We start from the raw sequence: 17,154 nt of genomic DNA, 5'->3' as shown, positions 1-17,154 counted from the left end.
TACGCTCGAAAGTATGCCGGTATGGTCCAGGGCGTCACGTGCAAGCGCAGAAAAGAAGGCAGTAGTGTCATTTGGTCAAGGCCACCCGGAGGGCTCCGAGGAGTTCAGGAAATGGCTGTCCGGTCTCAAGCCCGTCACCGGTGCAGACACCATGCTGCGTTTCACCAAGACCCCTGAAGGTTCCATCGACCTGACCCATGCCCATCCTTCCGGCCTGGCCCAGCTGATGGCCGGACGCCGCACGCGTCTCTCAACGCTGATCCGCGACCAGCAGCAGTATGTGGTTGCCGCCCGCGCGTCCCGAAATATCCGTTCCAAGATCTTCGAGCTCGGAAACGACCGGGGCATCGACGCCGGGTACCTCTCCGCGGGCACGGTGGTGTGGACCTCCGCCGTCGGTGGCAAACCCCAAAGGGTTTCCGCTCCCGTGATGCTCACTGCGATTTCGCTGACAGTCCGCCCCGGCGAGGATGACTACGAACTTCAGCTCACCGAACAGGCGCACATCAATCCGGCTCTGGTCCGGCACCTGAAAAACATTCATGGCATCGTCTTCGACGTCAACACGGTCACCCGGCTGGCCTACAGTACGGCCAGGTTCGACCCCCAGCCGGTCCTGGACAGGCTTGGCACGCTGATCCGGCCGATCCACGGTGCGGAGGCCGAGCACAACCTGCTGGTGTCCACCTTTGCAGATCTGTCCGGCAACCTTGATGACCCCTGGATCAACGAGGGCAACCCGCTGGTGGCTGCCCTGGCCAAGGCGGCGAACGGTGACGTGGTTGATATCGAGGAGCCGGACGCCTCGCGCTTTCCAGGTGTGGACAACCGGCACCCCGACGACGAGATGCTCTTGCTCGACGCGGACGCGAACCAGCAGTATGTCATCGATGCCGCCCGCGCCGGTGATTCCCTGGTGGTCAGCAGCCCGCCAGGCACGGGCCAGACGCAAACGGCCATCAACACCATCGGAGCGCTGGTGGATGCCGGCAAAACGGTGCTGGTGGTGGGCGACCGCAGGGCAAGCCTCAACGAGGTCGCAGGCCAGCTTGAATCCCTCGGCCTCGAATCCATCCTGTTCCAGCTCTCCGGAAACGCCACCCCGCAGCAGCTCAAGGCGCAACTGGTACGGGCGATCGTCCGGAACGAAAAATCACTCGAACCCCAGCTGGGTAACCTCCATAAGACGCTGACGGAACATCGGCACGCGCTGATGGATCATGTTGCTTCCCTTCATAACGTGCGCCAGCGCTGGGGGTGCTCGCCTTACCAGGCCATGCAGTCGCTGGCTGAGCTGACCTCCATCCAGCCGGCACCGGCTACGACGGTCCGGCTCAAACGGAGTGTGCTGGACAGCATCAGGGACCGCGACGAGCTCGCCGGCAGACTGCGCCGCGCCGCGGAGCTGGGCAGCTTCAGCCGTGCGTCCACCAAGAGCCCCTGGTATGGGGCCAGGCTGCTGACCCGGAAGGAGACCGAGGAGGCCCAGCAGCTTGCCCGCTCCGTGGCGAAGAACCTGCCAGTCCTGCGAGACCGGATGAATGACGTAGCGGAGCACGCCGAGATCCGCCTGGGCTCAACCTTCGCGGAGTGGGGTGCCCAGCTTGAGCTGCTGATGGCCGTCCGGGAAAGCCTGGACAAGTTCACCCCCGACATCTTTGACCGTCCCGTCCACGATCTCATTTCCGCCACTGCATCCTCCGCCTGGCGCCGCGAACGGAACATTGACATGGCCTCCATGCAACGGTCCCGCCTGCGCCGGGTGGCCAAGGAATACGTCCGGCCCGGAGTCCACATCGCGGACCTCCACAGCTCGCTCGTGCTCGTGCAGGAACAGCGCGCCTTGTGGGCCGGCTACGCAACGACCCAGCGCCATCCCGCCGTCCCCTCGGGCCTCGCGGAAATGAATGTGATGTACCGCTCGCTCGACCGTGAACTCGGCCAGTTGGGCGAGGCGCTGCGGCACACCCGGGAGGGCGGCTCGCTGGCTACAGCCGCTTACAGGGAACTCTTGGAACGGCTCGAGCGGCTGGTGGCGGATACGCATACCCTGAAGACGCTGCCGGAACGCACGTTGCTGGTGGAAAACATGCGTGAACACGGGCTGGGCGAATTGCTCGCCGATCTTGCCGAACGCGAGGTGCCGGCGGAGTCCGTAGCCGCCGAGCTCGAACTGGCGTGGTGGCAGTCCGCCCTCGAGGCGATGATCAGCGGTGACGATTACCTTGCCATGTCCGACGGTGAAGCCCTTCGTCAACTGGAGGCCGAATACCGGCTGGCAGATAACGCGCACATCGCCAGCGGCGCCGCGCGCCTGCGCTGGGACCTTTCCGGGAGATGGCGGGCAGCCATCGGCCAGCACCCGCGCCAGGCCGACCTCCTCCGCAGCCTGCTGAAGGACGGCAGGGTTTCGCTTGCCGCCCTGACTGCCCAGGCCCCGGAGCTGGTGCCCATGCTCGTCCCGGTGTGGTCCGTGAGCCCCTATCTCATGACGGGACTCCTTCCGGCCCAACAGCGCTTTGATGCTGTGGTCATCCTGGATGCTGAAGCAACCTCGCTCCAGGCTGTCCTGCCGTCCATCGCACGCGCCACGCAGGTCATAGCTTTTGGCGACGCCAGGATAGCCAGCCCGCGGACTTTCACCGTAGGCATCGAGAGGCTGGCGGCGGGTGAACCGGGACCCCAGCGCGTGAACAGCGCCTTCTCGGCGCTCTCAGAGGTGCTGCCGGTCTGGCGGCTCAATTTCGTGTACCGCGCCGTGGATGAGGACGTGGTCCTGCAGCTCAGCAAGAGTTTTTACGACGGCGGCCTCCGGCGCCTTCCGGAGGGCCAGTCGGCAACCGGTCTCGACAGGGCATTGCTGGTGGAGTACCTGCCGGACGGCACAGGGCTGCCGAGCGCGGACCATGAAGGCGTGGAGTCCGTGGCGGCCGAAGTCAACCGGGTAGTGCAGCTGGTCTTTGAGCACGCCCGGCTGCGGCCCCGCACCTCGCTGGCCGTTGTAACGGCCAGCCTGCGGCACGCGGCCCGGATCGGCGAGTCTATCCGGCTGCAGTTGCCCAATCATCCCGGCCTGGCTGGATTCTTCAGCGCGGGGCCCGAGTCGTTCCGCGTGGTGGACCTGGAACGGGCCCAGGGGCTGGTCCGCGACCATGTAATCTTTTCGCCGGGCTTCGGCCGCACCCCGCACGGGCGGGCCCTGCACAACTTCGGACCGCTCTCGGCCGAGGGAGGGCGCGAGAAATTCGCCCTGGCGATGTCCCGTGCCCGGAGGTCGCTGCACATCCTGACCTGCTTCAGGCCCGAAGACCTGGACCATACCCGGCTGGCACACGGCGCCGTTGACTTCTACGAGCTGCTGGACCGCGAGATTTCAGGCAACACGAACCTTGGCACTCCGGCGTCCCGGGCCGCTGCCAGCGAGCAGGCGCTCGGAGCGGACCCGCTGGTGGCCGATCTTGGCGACAGGCTGCGTGCCCGCGGCGCCCGCGTGTGGCACCAGTACGACGGCGTCATCGATGTTGTGGCTGCCGCCGACCCGCTGAGCACGATGGGCCAGGACGATGCTGAAATCCCAAGGCCCGTGGCGATCGAATCAGACGGTACTGAGCAGTACCGCACCATGAGCGTACGCGAGCGGAGCCGTCTCCGGCCCCAGCTCTTGGAGCGCCTGGGCTGGCGGTACATGCCGTTGTGGACCATTGAAGTCTTTACGGACCCGTCGGCCTGTGCGGACCGGATTGCTGGCTACCTGGGCCTTGAAAAGGTGGTTCTGCCGGGACGGGCTGCCGCCTCAGCGGTCTTCTTCGAGGATGATGTGGACTCCCTGACCCTGGGAAGCGACGACGGCGGTGGCCAGACGCCGGACGCCGGTTACGGTGCGGCGAACGGTCCTGCCGGGCCCAATAGCAACGAGGTCCGGGCGGGAAGCCTGGACGGTGAAGAGGAGGCGGCCTTGACCCCAAGCGGCACGAACGACGGCCCGGCCCGCAGCGAGGAGTCCGGGGCTGGCCCGGATTCGGTCCGGACCGGGCCGGAGGGCGTTCTTCCCAATAAGGCATCGGAAGATGACCCGCGCCGCTGGGGCGACGGCGCTGAGGACGATCACGACGCGTGGCTGAAGGAACAGAAACCTCCCCATTGGGGCTGAGCGGTCCGGCTCATTGGGCTGAGCATCAGCCGGCCGAACTTGGCCCGCCGCCCGGCCCCTCTAGGGCCCGACGAGGACAAAGAACAGCTTTCCCTTCGTGGAGGCGCCTGCCAGGCGGGCTGCCTGCGCGGAGTCAGATGCCACCACGATCAGTCCGTCCGTCTCGCCCGTATTGAGCCATTGTCCTGTCTTGCCGCCCTGCCCCGAGGTCCACAGTACGGGCACAGCCGAGGCCAGCACCTCGGAAGGGGACTGCTGCTCGTAGCCGTTCGCTCCGGTTAGTACGACGTTGACAAGTTGCCCGGGCGAAACCAGTTGGATGGACGACGGATCCGCCATCCTCAGGGGCACGGCTGCTGTTCCGGGGGGAGTGCCGGTCAAAAGACCGGGTCCCAGGAACTGCGCGTCCGTCACCAGCTGGCCCTTCCGCAGCGGTGCGGCCAGCTGCTTGCCGGTAACCTCGCTGCCGTCACGGATGGCCCCGTCCGTCATCAAGCCCGGAGGGACGTGTACCCCTTCCAGATCCTGGGCGGTCACGGCGGTGCCGGCCGGAAGGTCACGGGCTGCAGCCCATGCCGTAACGGTAGCGGCGGGCGCCGGGGTGAGCTGGTGGACGGTGATACCGGCGGCCAGGCAGAGCAGGAGCGCAACGGCGAGGCGGCGGTGCCGGCCGAGCCACCCGGCCAGCCGTTTGCCCCGACGCCGGCCGACCGGAGACGGAGCCAAGGGACGGCACCGTGGGGTTCGCGGCGTGGCGCTTCTTTGGCTGGAACGAAAGGGGGTAGCGGGCATGAGCCCACGCTAGGTCCGGCAGACGGCGGCACGACAGCGGAAAGGGCGCCTATGTGGACAACCAGGCCGTCGCCGTCGACCGATGGTGAAGCGACTGATGTTGGTGGGCCGCTCCGGCTTCAGTAAGGCGGACGGGGTGGATCAGCTGGCAGCGGCGGCCGGGGCGGGAGCGGGGGCGGTGGGCGCGGTGGCCGGAGCGGCAGGCGATGCCGGCGCCGGGGTGACAGTGCTTCCCTTGGCGTCGCGGGAGTCGGTCCGGTAGAAGCCGGAGCCCTTGAAGACCACGCCCACGCTGTTGAACTTCTTGCGCAAGGTCCCCTGGCATTCGGGGCAGGACGTCAGAGTACTGTCCGTAAACGACTGGACGATGTCGAAGGCATGGCCGCAATCCTTGCAGGCATATGCATACGTTGGCACTGGTGCTCCTCCTCTTGGGCAAACGAGAGGTCCCGTGCTGCCAGCGGGGGGAACTTTCCGTCCCATTAGCAGTCGCAGGGCCTGAGTGCCAATTCTATCACCCCGGCCCGGGCGTCGTTGTCCGCCCGGAGGCGTTCCCCAGGCGAATAAGTCCCGACGGGGTCAGAGCCGCCGGCACCTTCCGGTCAAAGTCCTCCGACGGAAGGGTTCCCGCGGGCAGCAGTTCGTGGTCGTAGATGATGGCCGCCAGGCGCACGTCAGGCCTGCTGCTGGCCAGTGAGCCGAGGAAGACGTCATAGTATCCACCGCCCTGGCCGATACGATTCCCGCTTCGGTCCAGAGCCGTAGCCGGAATGAAGAGGCCGGCCACCGTGGCCATGATTTCCAGGCCATGGCGGGTGCCTGCGGGTTCCAGGATGGGCGCATACCTGCTCCGCACGAATTCTGCCTCGGGAGTCCAGTGGACCCAGCTCAGCCGGCGCCCTGGTTCGCAGACTGGGAGCAGAACGCCGTGGCCGCGGGCGTGGAGGGCGGCCATCAGGGGCCCGGTGGGCGGCTCAAAGCCGACGCCCAGGTAAAGGCAGAACGTGGACGGGGTTCCGCCTGCGACGTTGTTGGCCCACTCGAGGCCATGGGCAGCCAGCCCTGCGCCGGCCTCATCCCGCTGACGGGCATCCATGCCGGCGCGGCGTTCGCGGTGCAGCGAACGGATGCCGTCCTTGGCTGATTTGCTGTCCTCGGACACTGCCGCTCCTCCCGCCCGGCGCCTCGCCGGATGTTGCGCTGCGTACCCCGCCTGGCGTCACTGCCCGACCGTTGCCGCTGCCTCAGTAATTACTGAATGAATGGTCCCTCCGCTAGATTAGTCCGGTGAGTACCACTAACCAGACAGTACGCAAGGCCGTTATTCCCGCTGCGGGGCTCGGCACCAGGTTCCTGCCTGCCACCAAGGCTATGCCCAAGGAAATGCTGCCCGTGGTGGACAAGCCCGCCATCCAGTATGTGGTCGAAGAAGCAGTAAAGGTGGGCCTCAATGACGTACTGATGATTACGGGCCGCAACAAGCGGGCACTTGAAGACCACTTCGACCGGGTTCCGGCCTTGGAGGCCAGATTGGCCGCCAAGGGAGACACGGCGAAGCTCGATGCCATCCAGGCCGCCAGCAACCTCGGCGACATCCACTACGTCCGGCAGGGCGACCCGAACGGCCTTGGCCACGCGGTACTCCGGGCCAAGCAGCACGTAGGCAACGAACCGTTTGCGGTCCTCCTCGGTGACGACTTGATCGACGCCCGGGACGAACTGCTCAGCACCATGATCGAAGTCCAGGCGAAAACGGGTGGGTCCGTAGTGGCCCTCATTGAGGTGGAACCGTCCCAGATCAGCGCCTATGGCTGCGCCGATGTCCAGGAAATCGACGGCGAAGGCTTCGTCCGGATCAACAAGCTCGTGGAGAAGCCGGAGGTAGACGAGGCACCCTCCAATCTCGCCGTCATTGGCCGCTACGTGCTGCACCCAGCGGTTTTCGAGGTCCTGGAACGCACCGGGCCGGGCCGCGGCGGCGAAATCCAACTGACTGATGCACTTCAGGAACTGGCCGCCGGAGACGAGGAGGGCTACGGCGTCTACGGCGTGGTCTTCCGCGGGCGGCGCTATGATACGGGCGACAAGCTCAGCTACCTCAAGGCCTGCGTCCAGTTGGCCATCGACAGCGATGACCTGGGCCCGGGTCTGCGCGAATGGCTGCCGGGCTTCACCGCCGGTCTGTCCAACTAAAGCCTGTGCGCGCCGGTCCCATTTGGCCAGTAACACTGGAATGCGGCGACCTCGTCCTGCGTCCCATCCGGTACCGGGACAAAAAAGAGTGGACCCAGGTCCGCGCGCGCAACAGCAGTTGGCTCGCCCCCTGGGAGGCTTCCAACCCGGCGCCCGGCGGAGGCCTGCCCGACTACCGGAACATGGTGCGGTCCCTTAATATCCAGGCTGCCCAAGGCACAGCATTGCCGTTCCTCATCACCGAACGGACTCCCGGCTACCGGGTGCCGGTGATCGTCGGCCAGCTCACCGTCTCTTCGATTGTGTGGGGCTCGGCCCTGATGGCAACGCTGGGCTACTGGGTGGATCAGGCAAGGGCCGGCCAAGGCATTGCCCCCACCGCCGTCGCCATGACCACAGACCATTGCTTCCAGACCCTGGGCCTGCACCGCATGGAAATCAACATCCGGCCCGAGAACCGCCCCAGCCTCCGGGTTGTTGAAAAGCTGGGCTTCCGTGACGAGGGGTACCGCCCCCGCTTCCTGCACATCAATGGGGAGTGGGCGGACCACCGCACCTTTGCCCTGACGTCTGAAGAGGTTCCGGACGGGCTGCTCCGGCGGTGGCTGGCGTCTGGCGCGTCATAAGTCCAATGATTTGCCACCTTGCCTGCGACACACCGGGGCGAATGCGGCAGCCACCGGGCTAATGCTCATACGGTTTTGATTGTGGACTTCCCCCTTAGCAGCTCAGTGATCCTTGTGGTTGCCGTTGTGCTCTGGATTGTGTGGGTAGCCCCGTATGTCCTCCGGAACCGCAGGCACCAGTTCCAGGCCGCAGCAGATTTACCGGTGGACGCACCAGCCACTGAATCATCGGACCCGAGGGCCGGGACGGTAATGAATATGACCGCCCAGCAGGAGAAAGCCATGGACATCAGAAAGCGCCCCGAGACCGCGCCGGACGCTGGCACCACCCCGACGACGGGTGGTTTCCGGATCCGGTACGGCCGGGCGGGCATCGCACTGGTGGGCCTGGTAGCACTCCTGACCGCCTTTGTTTCCGGCGTGCTTCTGCTGTTCAGGCTGGGCACTGCGTTGTTGCCCGGTTCTTGCCTGGCTGCGGCTGTTGCTGCAGTCGTCCTGCTCCGGTGGCTTGCCGTACGTGACCGCAAGGCAAAGGTGAATGCAGCTTTCAGCGCTGCGATGAGTGCGCCTCCCCGTCCACGGGATACACCCGTCAGCCGCCCGGCTCGGCCGGAGGCGGCTGCGAAACAGCCCGACAGCCCGCTGTTCGACGCCGAGGCCCACCAAGCCAAGCCCAAGCGCTTGACCGCACTGGAGCTCCGGGAAGCCGCATTGGCAGTGGCCCTTGAAGCCGGAGATACGAGCGTGAGGGCTGCAGCGGAAGCCGCGCCCGGCGGCACAACCTGGCAGCCCGTGGACGTGCCCAAGCCCGTATACGTGGAGGCGGCAAAGGCCGAACGGCCCGCCCCGGAGCCCCTCGACCTGCCTGAGGCTCCCAAAGCCGTGGGAAAGCCGTCCCTTAAGCAGGGTACGGCTGGCGCTGCGCCGGCTGCCCCCGCAGCCAAGCCGCTCACCAAGGCCCAAAGTGCCCTCAGCAACCTGGACGATGTGCTGCAGCGGCGCCGCGCCTAGGCCATTCGCCAGGTAAAAGCGCCGTTGAGACTCGTGAAGCCGGTGCCGGTTGGTAATGTGGCCGGAAAATTTGTAGCCTAGGGTCACCGGCGCCGCGGCTCCTACCGGAGAGCGGGCTGTTCCGGGGCTATAGCTCAGTTGGTAGAGCGCTTCGTTCGCATCGAAGAGGTCAGGGGTTCGAATCCCCTTAGCTCCACAAAGAAAGTCCTCTGGCCTGCGGCAACGTTGAGCCGGAGGGCTTTTCTCTTGGCAGTTCCCGAGACTGCGACGCCGGAACAGCGCGCCACTGCTGGATAGGACACAAATGACTGCTGAAGACGTAGACGCACGGAACCCAGACAGCGTGGCTGCAGCCTACTTCCGCGCGAAATTGAGGTTCGAGATCGACGTCATGGATGTTGCCGATGCTCCTGATGGCAGGTTCGTGCTCGTTGACACGCGGCGGCAGTCGTCTTGGGACCACGGGCATATCCCTGGTTCGCTGCATATACCCACTGCAGACATCCCGTCCCGTGCCCCGGAGTTGATCCCTGCCGGGACGAGAGTGGTGGTCTACTCATGGGGGCCAGGTTGCAACGGCAGCACGGTCGCCGCCCTGGCCTTCGCCGAGCTTGGCTATTCCGTGCGGGAAATGATCGGCGGTATCGAGTACTGGGCGCGGAACGGGCTGCCGGTGGAAACGGCCGATGGTGTGGGCTGCACTAAGCCGGACGGCATAGTGACCGCGCACCCTGGGTGACCGGCCGCCGTCGAGCCCTGGACGCACAAATGGGGTGACGACACGTGATCTGACGTGTCGTCACCCCATCTGGGTATCTTGGGCGGGTCTGGGTGGCCCCAGCGGCCAACGCCGCCGGCACCGAAAGACTTAGGCCGTAACCGCCAGTGCGTCGATCTCCACCAGCATTACCTCGTGGGGGAGGTCAACGAAGACAGTGGTGCGGCTGGGCAGTGCGCCGCTTGGGACGTTTTCGCGGATGAATTCTCCGTAGACCTCGTTCATCGCCGCGAAGTCGTCGCGGGTGGTGAGGTAGACGCGGAACATGAGGACGTCTTCGACGGAAGAGCCGCCGGCCCCGAGGATAGCCTTGACGTTCTCCAGGGTGCGGCGGGTCTGGACGCGGACGTCGCCCTCGCCGATGTACTGGTTGGTGGCGGGATCCATAGGGCCCTGGCCCGAGACCTGGAAGAAGCCGCCCTTCTTGATGCCCTGGGAGAATACGTGCGCCGGGGCGGGGGCGTTGTCGGTGAGCACTACGGTCTTTTCATTCATGCTGAGTTCCTTTCGTGGCTGATCCAGCCGAGGTCACGGGAGATGGCCTCGGTGCTGGCTTTGAGATCGGGCAGCAGCTCAAGCATTCCTTCATAGCTGAGCATCACTACCGGTACCGAACAAGAGGCTGCGGCAACAACGGCGCCGCCGGCATCGCGGATGGGAGCCGCAATGCAGTGCACGAACGCTTCGTGCTCGGCGTTATCGTGTGCCCAGCCCTGGATCCTGACCTGCTCCAGTTCGGCCAGCAAGGCTTCCGGCGAGGTCAGGGTGTTGTCGGTGACTTTCACGTAGTCCAGCCCCGCCGCGATCTTTTCCTGCCGGCTCCGCGGCATATCGGCGAGGAGGACTTTCGAGACAGCGGCCGAGTGCAACGAAGCAGTCAGGCCGATGCGCGAGTACATACGGACAGGGTGGTGCGACTCGAACTTATCGATGTACACCACCTCGGTGCCTTCGAACGCCGCCAGGTGCACGGTGTGCCCGGTGCGGCCGTTCAGATTCGCCAGGTGGGGGTGGGCCACCTTGCGGATGTCGCGCTGCTCCAGTGCGAGCGAGGACAGTTCAAACAGTTTGGAGCCGAGCATGAACCGTTGATCCTCGTCCCGCACCACAAAGCGCTTCTCCTCCATGGCGTGCAGGAGGCGCATCACCGTGGTCTTGTGCACGGCGGCCTTGGACGCCAGCTCGTCCAGTGTCGCTGGCTTGACTGCGAGTTCTGCGAGCAGGTCGATGGCCCGCAGTAGGCTCTGGCTCACCGTGTCACGCTCCCGTTCTGGTGTTGAAATGTCCGTGTTCAACGTGGATAGCGGCCCAAGCGTCATCTGAAGAATCCAGGATGGCCGACAGCTGCGCGGCGTCGGGCAAAGGGCCGCGATCACCGTGGACAGTGAGGGTGCATGCCGCCGCGACGTGGCCCCTGCGAAGACTCGCCTTCTGCCCCAGGCCAAAAAGCATGCCGCTGAGGTATCCGGCGGCGAATGAGTCGCCGGCGCCTACAGGCTCGACGACGGCAACGGACAGTGCTGGCACCTCTTCCCGGGTGCCGTCCCCGGCAGATTCCCCTCGCGTGAGGGCAATCGCACTGATCGCCTCGTTCTTGATGACAAGCACTTCGGGGTCTGGCAGCATGCCGCGCAGTTCCGCCTCGTCTGTGGTGCCGAAGGCGTGCTCAGCTTCGTCTTTTCCGACCAGCACGACGTCGGCCAGGTTCGCCAGCCGCTGCAGGACCGAACGGTCCTGGCCTGCCCATAGCGCTGCGCGCCAGTTCACGTCGAAACTTATCGTCCGACCGTCCCGAGGCGCTGTGAGGATGGCCTCGAGCAGGTTCAGGCAGTCGGGGGAGAGCGCTGCGGTAATGCCGCTCAGGTGGATGAGCGCGGCATCCTTCAGCAGGGAAAACACCGCCGGATTAGCCAGAGTGGCGCGTCCCATCGTCGAGGCTGCGCTGCCTTGCCGGTAGTAGAGGACGGAGCTGGCGCCGTCGGGGTTTGACTCCTGGGCGGGCACCTTGATGTAGAGGCCGGTCGGCAGGGAATCGTCGACTTCGACGCCGGACACCCCCACCCCATGGTCCCCCAACTCGTGCAGGATTCGCGTTCCGAAACCGTCCCGGCCCACGCGGCCCACCCAATGGGTGTCCAGACCCATGGCAGCCAAGCCCATGGCCACGTTCGACTCCGCCCCACCAATCCCACAGTGCAGCTCGGTGGCTTGATGCAGGGGAACGGCCTGCACAGGGGTCAGCATGGCCATCGTCTCGCCAACACATACAGCAGACAGCATGTAACTCCCGTACCAACTTGTGCGCTTTCCAGCGGCAAACGTGACCGCAGTCCAGAGGATCTACGGCGGGTTGAGGGGCCCGGCAGGCGTGCCGTGGCCTTGACTCTCAATCCGCGACCATGTTAGACATATCACCAGCAGCTTTGCAACCAGCGTTGCAAAATACGCAACGTAACAAAGTCCCCGCCCACAACGCAGCTTCAAGAACGCAGCACCGCGAAAGGGAAAGACCCGTGAAAAATTCCGCGTTTGGCGCAGAAACTACGGCTCCGGCCATTTCAGCCCAATCCATCGCCGCCCTGGCAGAGGTGCGGCTGGACTGGCGACACAAGGCCGTCCCCGCCACGTCCGGCGGGACCACGCACACCGGGTTCCTCGCTGCCGGCCCCATGCTGGCAGACCTGCAGACGCCGCTGCTCACCCTCGACGCCACAGCCCTGCGGAACAACGCAGATCGCCTCGCCTCCTGGTGCGAGGAACAAGGCGTGCTGCTGGCCCCCCACGGCAAGACCACCATGGCTCCCCAGCTCTGGGCCGAACAGCTCAACCGTGGCGCCTGGGGCATTACGCTGGCCAACTTTGCGCAGCTTCGGGTGGCCCGCGAGTTCGGTGTTCGGCGCCTCCAGCTCGCCAACAGCCTTACCGATCCGCACGCCATCGAGTGGGCCGCTGCAAACGCGACTGCCGAGGAACCTATCCTTTCGTGGGTGGATTCGGCCGGTACGGTCGAGGTCATCGAACGGACGCTGGCTAACAGCGGTGCAGTCCTGGATGTCCTGGTCGAACTCGGCGCCCCGGGAGGCCGCACCGGTGCCCGCTCGCTGGAGGCCGCCTTGGTGGTCGCCCGAGCCGTCGCTGACTCCAAGCACCTCCGGTTGGTGGGCGTCAGCGGGTATGAAGGCTCGCTTGCGCACACAGCGGACGACGCCGGTCTGGCCGCCGTTCGCGGCTACCTCGCCCAGATGCGGCTACTTCACGAGCAGCTGCTCGCGGCGGGCCTCTACGGCACAAAGTCGGTCATCGTCACTGCAGGCGGAAGTGCCTACTTCGACGACGTCGTGTCCGTCCTGTCGCCCTGCATCGCTGAGCGGGCAGACGCCAGTCCCCGCGTCGACCTCATGATCCGCAGCGGCGCGTACATCATCCACGACGACGGTTTCTACCGCCGAATCTCACCCTTCGCCCGGAAAGGTGAACACCCTTTCAAGGCTGGAATGCACGGCTGGGCGCGGGTCGTCTCGCAGCCTGAGCCCGGCCTGGCCATCCTGGACGCCGGCAAGCGCGACCTGCCTTTCGACGAAGGCCTGCCCCGCCCCCAGCTCATCGGGCCAGTCCTTGGCGGCGCCATGGAACCGATCACCGGAGCAGAGATCATCTCAGTCAACGACCAACACTGCTTCATGACCTTCGACCCCGAAACCACCACGGTGCGCGCGGGCGACGTCGTCCGGCTGGGCCTCTCCCACCCGTGCACCGCCTTCGACAAATGGACCATCATCCCTGTGCTCGCGGACACGGACGGCGACCAATCCGTCGTCGACCTCATCCACACCTTCTTCTAGGACCGCCATGAAGATCCTTATCAGCAACGCCACCCTGGTGGATGGCACGGGCGTGGACCGCCGTGCCGCGGACGTCCTGCTGGACGGTCCGGTGATTGCCGCCGTCGTCGACGCCGGTTCCGTCACCGCGGCCGGCACCGGCGCAGACCGCACCATCGATGCCACCGGCCTTGTGCTGAGCCCGGGCTTCATTGACATGCACGCTCATTCTGACTTGCAGCTGCTGATTAATAGGGGCCACTACGCCAAGCTGAGCCAGGGCGTCACGACGGAACTGCTGGGACAGGACGGGTTGTCCTACGCTCCCGTGGATGACGCCACGCTGGCCGGGGTCCGGGAAAAGATCGCAGGTTGGAACGACAATCCCGACGACTTCGACTGGAACTGGCGGACAGTAGGCGAATACCTCGACCGCCTTGACGCGCCGGAAAAAGAAGGCCGGATCGCCACCAACGCCGCCTATCTCGTACCACAGGGAACTGTCCGAGCACTCGTGATGGGCTTCGAGGAGGGCGAACCCACGCCTGAACAGCAGCAGCGTATGCAGGATGTGGTGAGCGCCGCGATGGAGGAAGGCGCTGTGGGCATGTCCTCCGGCCTCACCTATACCCCGGGAATGTACGCCCAAACCGAGGAACTGGCCGGGCTTTGCCGGGCTGTCGGCGCGCTCGGCGGCTTCTACGCACCTCACCACCGTTCCTACGGCAAGGGCGCACTGGATGCCTATGCGGAGATGATCGGGCTGAGCAGGGACACCGGCTGCCCCCTGCATCTTTCCCACGCCACCATGAATTTCGCCGAAAACAAGGGCCGCGCCAGTGAACTGCTGGATCTGATCGATGAAGCGCTTGACGCCGGTGTGGACATCACTTTGGACACCTACCCTTACTTGCCTGGTGCCACCACTCTCTCCGCGATCCTGCCGAGTTGGGCATCATCAGGCGGTACAGAGGCCACCCTGGCGCGCCTGGCCGACCGTGAAACCTCGGCGAAGATCCGCGAGTCCGTGGAGATTCACGGTTCCGACGGCTGCCACGGAGTGGTCGCGGAGTGGGACACCTTGGAGATCAGCGGCGTCCAAAACCAGGCGCTCGCCGGCTACATAGGCAAGACCATCGCGGCCGTTGCGAAGGAAGAAGGCCGCGCACCCTTCGAGGTCTTCACACAGATCCTTTTGGACGACCGCTGCGGCACCGGCATCCTGCAGCACGTGGGCCACGAGGAAAACGTCCAGGCCATCATGAAGCATCGCACCCATACCGGCGGCAGCGACGGCCTGTTGGTGGGAGCAAAGCCCCACCCGCGAGCCTGGGGCACGTTCCCCCGTTATCTCGGCCATTACTCCCGTGATCTGGGGCTCCTCAGCCTCGAGGAAACCGTGCACCACCTCACCGGCCGCCCCGCCGCCCGCCTCAAGCTCCACCAAAGGGGACTTATTCGCGAAGGCTACGCGGCCGACGTCGTACTTTTCGATCCGGAAACCGTCCGGGACCAGGCCACTTTTGATAACCCCCGCCAGGCAGCAGCCGGCATCCACTACGTTTTCGTCAACGGCACGGCAGCCATCGACGGCGGCAAGCCCACCGGGGTGCGCGCCGGCCGCGCCCTGCGTCGCATGAGCGACGGCCTCACCCGAGAAGGAAGCAGCACCACGTTATGACCCCCGAAGAATTCGTCCGACAGCTGGAAGCCGACCTCGCCCTTGCCGTGGTCCGGGCCCCGTCCATCACAGACGCCGCGGATCTTTGCCGCGCGTTGTCCGACGGCGGCATCCGCAGTGTGGAACTGACATACACCACGCCGGACGTGCTCAGGCACGTACGGCGCGCGGCGGAAACGGCCGCGGAGCACGGTGCCGCTGTCGGGATCGGCACGGTGATGACCGGTGACCAGGCCCGTGCAGCTATCGACGCCGGGGCTCAGTTCCTGGTGACGCCCGGGCTCCGCCCGGAGGTGGCAGCAGTGGCCGCTGCAGCAGGCGTGCCATTCAGCCTGGGTGCCATGACCCCCACGGAGGTGGCGCAGGCACTGGACCTGGGCTCCGCCGCTGTGAAAATTTTCCCCGCCCGGCAGCTCGGTCCGGTGTACCTGAAGGACCTGCAGGGCCCCTACCCGGGCGTCCGGCTGCTTCCTTCAGGAGGCATCGACGCCTCCAACGCCAAGAGCTACCTCGACGCCGGTGCTGCCGCAGTCTGCTGCGGCACCAGCGTGGTCCCACCGGCAGCTGTCGCTGCCGGCGACTGGGCAGACATCGCGGCACGTGCCGCCGCCTTCACCGGCACCCTCAAGTAAGACTTACCGAGAAAGAAAAACTTCCATGAATGAATTCCTCGACTGGCTGCGGCACGACACCGCTGGCCTGCTGCTCCTGGCAGGCGCCGGCATCGCGCTTCTGCTGTTCCTGATCATTAAGGTTAAGCTCGAACCGTTCATCGCACTGGTGGGAACCGGCGTGATCGTGGCCTTGGTTGGTGGGATCTCGGTGGAGGCCCTGGTGGGCTCGGCCACCAAGAGCAGCGACGCCCTCATCGAGAAGGGCTTCGCTGGCATCCTCGGCCACATCACGGTCATCATCGGCCTCGGTACGGTGCTCGGCGCCATCCTGGAGCGATCCGGCGGTGCGGAAGTGCTGCTCGGAAGGCTCGTGAAGATCTTCGGCGAAAAGGGCACCCCGCTCGCGATGGGCATCACCGGCTTCGTGCTGGGCATTCCGGTGTTCTTTGATATCGGCATCTTCGTCTTGGCACCGTTGGTTTATGTCGCTGCCATTCGCGGTGGCAAGTCCCTCGCACTGTACGCACTTCCCTTGCTGGCCGGCCTCTCCGTCACCCACGCGTTCCTGCCGCCGCACCCCGGCCCCGTAGCCGCTGCCGGTTTGTTCCATGTGGACCTGGGCTGGATCATCCTGATGGGCCTCATCTGCGGCATTCCCGCCTGGTTCGCTTCCGGTATCCTGTGGGGCACGTGGATCGGCAAGCGCGTCATGGTCAATGTTCCCGAGGACCGGATCGTTCCCGAATCCGATGAAGCAAAGGGCCACGAGCCGTCCATCGGACTGGTGCTGCTGGCAATCGGCCTGCCCATGATCCTCATCCTCGGCGGCACGTTCGGCAACATTTTTGCTCCGGCCGGGCCATTCCGCGACACCCTTCAGTTCTTCGGCAACCCGGCCATTGCCCTGACTGTCGCTGTGCTGATGGCCATGTGGCTGCTGGGCATCCGCCGTGGCATGACCTCCGCCGAGCTCAGCGAAATTACCGGCTCCTCGCTGCGTCCGGTCGGCATGATCCTGCTGGTTGTTGGCGCCGGTGCCTTCTTCGGCGCTGTTCTGTCTGCCACGGGTGTCGGGAAGGCCGTGGCGGATTCGTTGGCCCAGGCCGGGCTGCCCATCATCCTGTCTGCCTTCGTGATCAGTGCGGGAATGCGCATCGCCCAGGGCTCAGCCACTGTGGCGATCGTGACCACTGGTGGCATTCTGGCTCCGAGCCTGGCCTCGGGCTATTCCCAGCCGCAGCTCGCCCTGATCGTGATGGCCATTTCCTCTGGTTCCATCATCGCCAGCCATGTCAACGATGGCGGCTTCTGGATCATCTCCAAGTATTTCAACATGTCCGTGAAGGACACCCTGAAGACGTGGACCGTGCTCGAGACCGTGCTGTCCATCGTCGGATTCGGAATGGCGGCGCTGCTGTACCAGTTCGTGTAGGAACGCGCAGGTACCGGGACGACGGCCTCGCGGCCACTCATCTGGAAAGATGAGTG

The 17,154-nt window shown here is 65.4% G+C and carries 15 protein-coding genes and 1 tRNA gene; 10 read left to right on the top strand and 6 right to left on the bottom strand.

The features are described 5' to 3' along the window. The first annotated feature begins 13 nt into the window (after positions 1-13). Positions 14-4,150, top strand: a complete 4,137-nt coding sequence (locus J7E83_RS07755; RefSeq protein WP_214960554.1) for an AAA family ATPase — start codon at positions 14-16, stop codon at positions 4,148-4,150. A gap of 60 nt (positions 4,151-4,210) precedes the next feature. Here the strand turns inward: J7E83_RS07755 and J7E83_RS07750 are convergent, their stop codons facing one another. The 3 genes from J7E83_RS07750 to J7E83_RS07740 all read right to left on the bottom strand — a co-directional run bounded on the left by J7E83_RS07750 (position 4,211) and on the right by J7E83_RS07740 (position 6,104). Then, complete coding sequence (locus J7E83_RS07750) at positions 4,211-4,876, bottom strand: RcpC/CpaB family pilus assembly protein (RefSeq protein WP_251043487.1); 666 nt, start codon at positions 4,874-4,876, stop codon at positions 4,211-4,213. Between the two features lie 207 nt (positions 4,877-5,083). Beyond that, positions 5,084-5,359 carry an FmdB family zinc ribbon protein gene (locus tag J7E83_RS07745; protein ID WP_214960551.1) on the bottom strand — a complete coding sequence of 92 codons (276 nt, stop codon included), beginning with the start codon at positions 5,357-5,359 and terminating at the stop codon, positions 5,084-5,086. Positions 5,360-5,456: 97 nt separating this feature from the next. Next, entirely contained in the window at positions 5,457-6,104 is a 648-nt protein-coding gene (locus tag J7E83_RS07740) for a 5-formyltetrahydrofolate cyclo-ligase (RefSeq protein WP_214960549.1), read from the bottom strand. A 125-nt stretch (positions 6,105-6,229) separates the two neighbouring features. On the opposite strand from J7E83_RS07740, the gene galU reads away from it, so the two are divergent. The 5 genes from galU to J7E83_RS07715 all read left to right on the top strand — a co-directional run bounded on the left by galU (position 6,230) and on the right by J7E83_RS07715 (position 9,511). Further along, on the top strand, positions 6,230-7,135 hold the full coding sequence (gene galU / locus J7E83_RS07735) for a UTP--glucose-1-phosphate uridylyltransferase GalU (RefSeq protein ID WP_214960545.1): 906 nt from the start codon (positions 6,230-6,232) through the stop codon (positions 7,133-7,135). Positions 7,136-7,140: 5 nt separating this feature from the next. Continuing rightward, on the top strand, positions 7,141-7,761 hold the full coding sequence (locus tag J7E83_RS07730; RefSeq protein ID WP_311379602.1) for a GNAT family protein: 621 nt from the start codon (positions 7,141-7,143) through the stop codon (positions 7,759-7,761). A gap of 81 nt (positions 7,762-7,842) precedes the next feature. Beyond that, positions 7,843-8,772: a hypothetical protein gene (locus tag J7E83_RS07725; RefSeq protein WP_396020508.1), complete on the top strand. Its 930-nt coding sequence runs from the start codon at positions 7,843-7,845 to the stop codon at positions 8,770-8,772. A 123-nt stretch (positions 8,773-8,895) separates the two neighbouring features. Then, positions 8,896-8,968, top strand: a tRNA-Ala gene (locus J7E83_RS07720). 108 nt (positions 8,969-9,076) lie between these two features. Continuing rightward, complete coding sequence (locus J7E83_RS07715) at positions 9,077-9,511, top strand: rhodanese-like domain-containing protein (protein ID WP_214960541.1); 435 nt, start codon at positions 9,077-9,079, stop codon at positions 9,509-9,511. A gap of 129 nt (positions 9,512-9,640) precedes the next feature. Here J7E83_RS07715 and J7E83_RS07710 read toward each other — a convergent pair whose 3' ends face one another. From J7E83_RS07710 to J7E83_RS07700, 3 genes are read right to left on the bottom strand one after another with little or no spacing between them, the layout of a single operon-like run. Next, positions 9,641-10,045: a RidA family protein gene (locus J7E83_RS07710; protein WP_214960539.1), complete on the bottom strand. Its 405-nt coding sequence runs from the start codon at positions 10,043-10,045 to the stop codon at positions 9,641-9,643. After that, the gene (locus J7E83_RS07705; RefSeq protein WP_214960537.1) at positions 10,042-10,803 is read right to left on the bottom strand and encodes an IclR family transcriptional regulator; all 762 of its coding nucleotides are present in this window, start codon (positions 10,801-10,803) and stop codon (positions 10,042-10,044) included. The genes J7E83_RS07710 and J7E83_RS07705 overlap by 4 nt, the downstream gene beginning before the upstream one ends. A gap of 4 nt (positions 10,804-10,807) precedes the next feature. After that, on the bottom strand, positions 10,808-11,830 hold the full coding sequence (locus J7E83_RS07700; protein WP_214960535.1) for a sugar kinase: 1,023 nt from the start codon (positions 11,828-11,830) through the stop codon (positions 10,808-10,810). A gap of 233 nt (positions 11,831-12,063) precedes the next feature. Here J7E83_RS07700 and J7E83_RS07695 point away from each other — a divergent pair, with 233 nt between their 5' ends. The 4 genes from J7E83_RS07695 to J7E83_RS07680 are packed head-to-tail and all read left to right on the top strand — an operon-like array spanning position 12,064 to position 17,098. Then, positions 12,064-13,392, top strand: coding sequence for an alanine racemase (locus J7E83_RS07695; protein ID WP_311379601.1), 1,329 nt, complete (start codon positions 12,064-12,066; stop codon positions 13,390-13,392). A gap of 7 nt (positions 13,393-13,399) precedes the next feature. Further along, positions 13,400-15,052: an amidohydrolase family protein gene (locus J7E83_RS07690; protein WP_214960531.1), complete on the top strand. Its 1,653-nt coding sequence runs from the start codon at positions 13,400-13,402 to the stop codon at positions 15,050-15,052. Continuing rightward, a complete protein-coding gene (locus J7E83_RS07685; RefSeq protein ID WP_214960529.1) occupies positions 15,049-15,684 on the top strand; it encodes a bifunctional 4-hydroxy-2-oxoglutarate aldolase/2-dehydro-3-deoxy-phosphogluconate aldolase in 636 nt (211 codons plus the stop codon). The genes J7E83_RS07690 and J7E83_RS07685 overlap by 4 nt, the downstream gene beginning before the upstream one ends. 25 nt (positions 15,685-15,709) lie before the next feature. Beyond that, positions 15,710-17,098: a GntP family permease gene (locus J7E83_RS07680; protein ID WP_214960527.1), complete on the top strand. Its 1,389-nt coding sequence runs from the start codon at positions 15,710-15,712 to the stop codon at positions 17,096-17,098. The last annotated feature ends 56 nt before the right edge of the window (positions 17,099-17,154 follow it).

Source organism: Arthrobacter sp. ISL-48, from assembly GCF_018613805.1.
Taxonomy (GTDB): domain Bacteria; phylum Actinomycetota; class Actinomycetes; order Actinomycetales; family Micrococcaceae; genus Arthrobacter.
Note: the sequence above shows the minus strand (reverse complement) of the source record. Positions and strands in the feature narration are given on the sequence as shown.

Coding starts and splice junctions, on each gene's coding strand:
- J7E83_RS07715 (WP_214960541.1), top strand. CDS start 9,077: ATGACTGCTGAAGACGTAGACGCACGGAACCCAGACAGCGTGGCTGCA.
- J7E83_RS07680 (WP_214960527.1), top strand. CDS start 15,710: ATGAATGAATTCCTCGACTGGCTGCGGCACGACACCGCTGGCCTGCTG.
- J7E83_RS07685 (WP_214960529.1), top strand. CDS start 15,049: ATGACCCCCGAAGAATTCGTCCGACAGCTGGAAGCCGACCTCGCCCTT.
- J7E83_RS07700 (WP_214960535.1), bottom strand. CDS start 11,830: ATGCTGTCTGCTGTATGTGTTGGCGAGACGATGGCCATGCTGACCCCT.
- J7E83_RS07710 (WP_214960539.1), bottom strand. CDS start 10,045: ATGAATGAAAAGACCGTAGTGCTCACCGACAACGCCCCCGCCCCGGCG.
- J7E83_RS07690 (WP_214960531.1), top strand. CDS start 13,400: ATGAAGATCCTTATCAGCAACGCCACCCTGGTGGATGGCACGGGCGTG.
- J7E83_RS07755 (WP_214960554.1), top strand. CDS start 14: ATGCCGGTATGGTCCAGGGCGTCACGTGCAAGCGCAGAAAAGAAGGCA.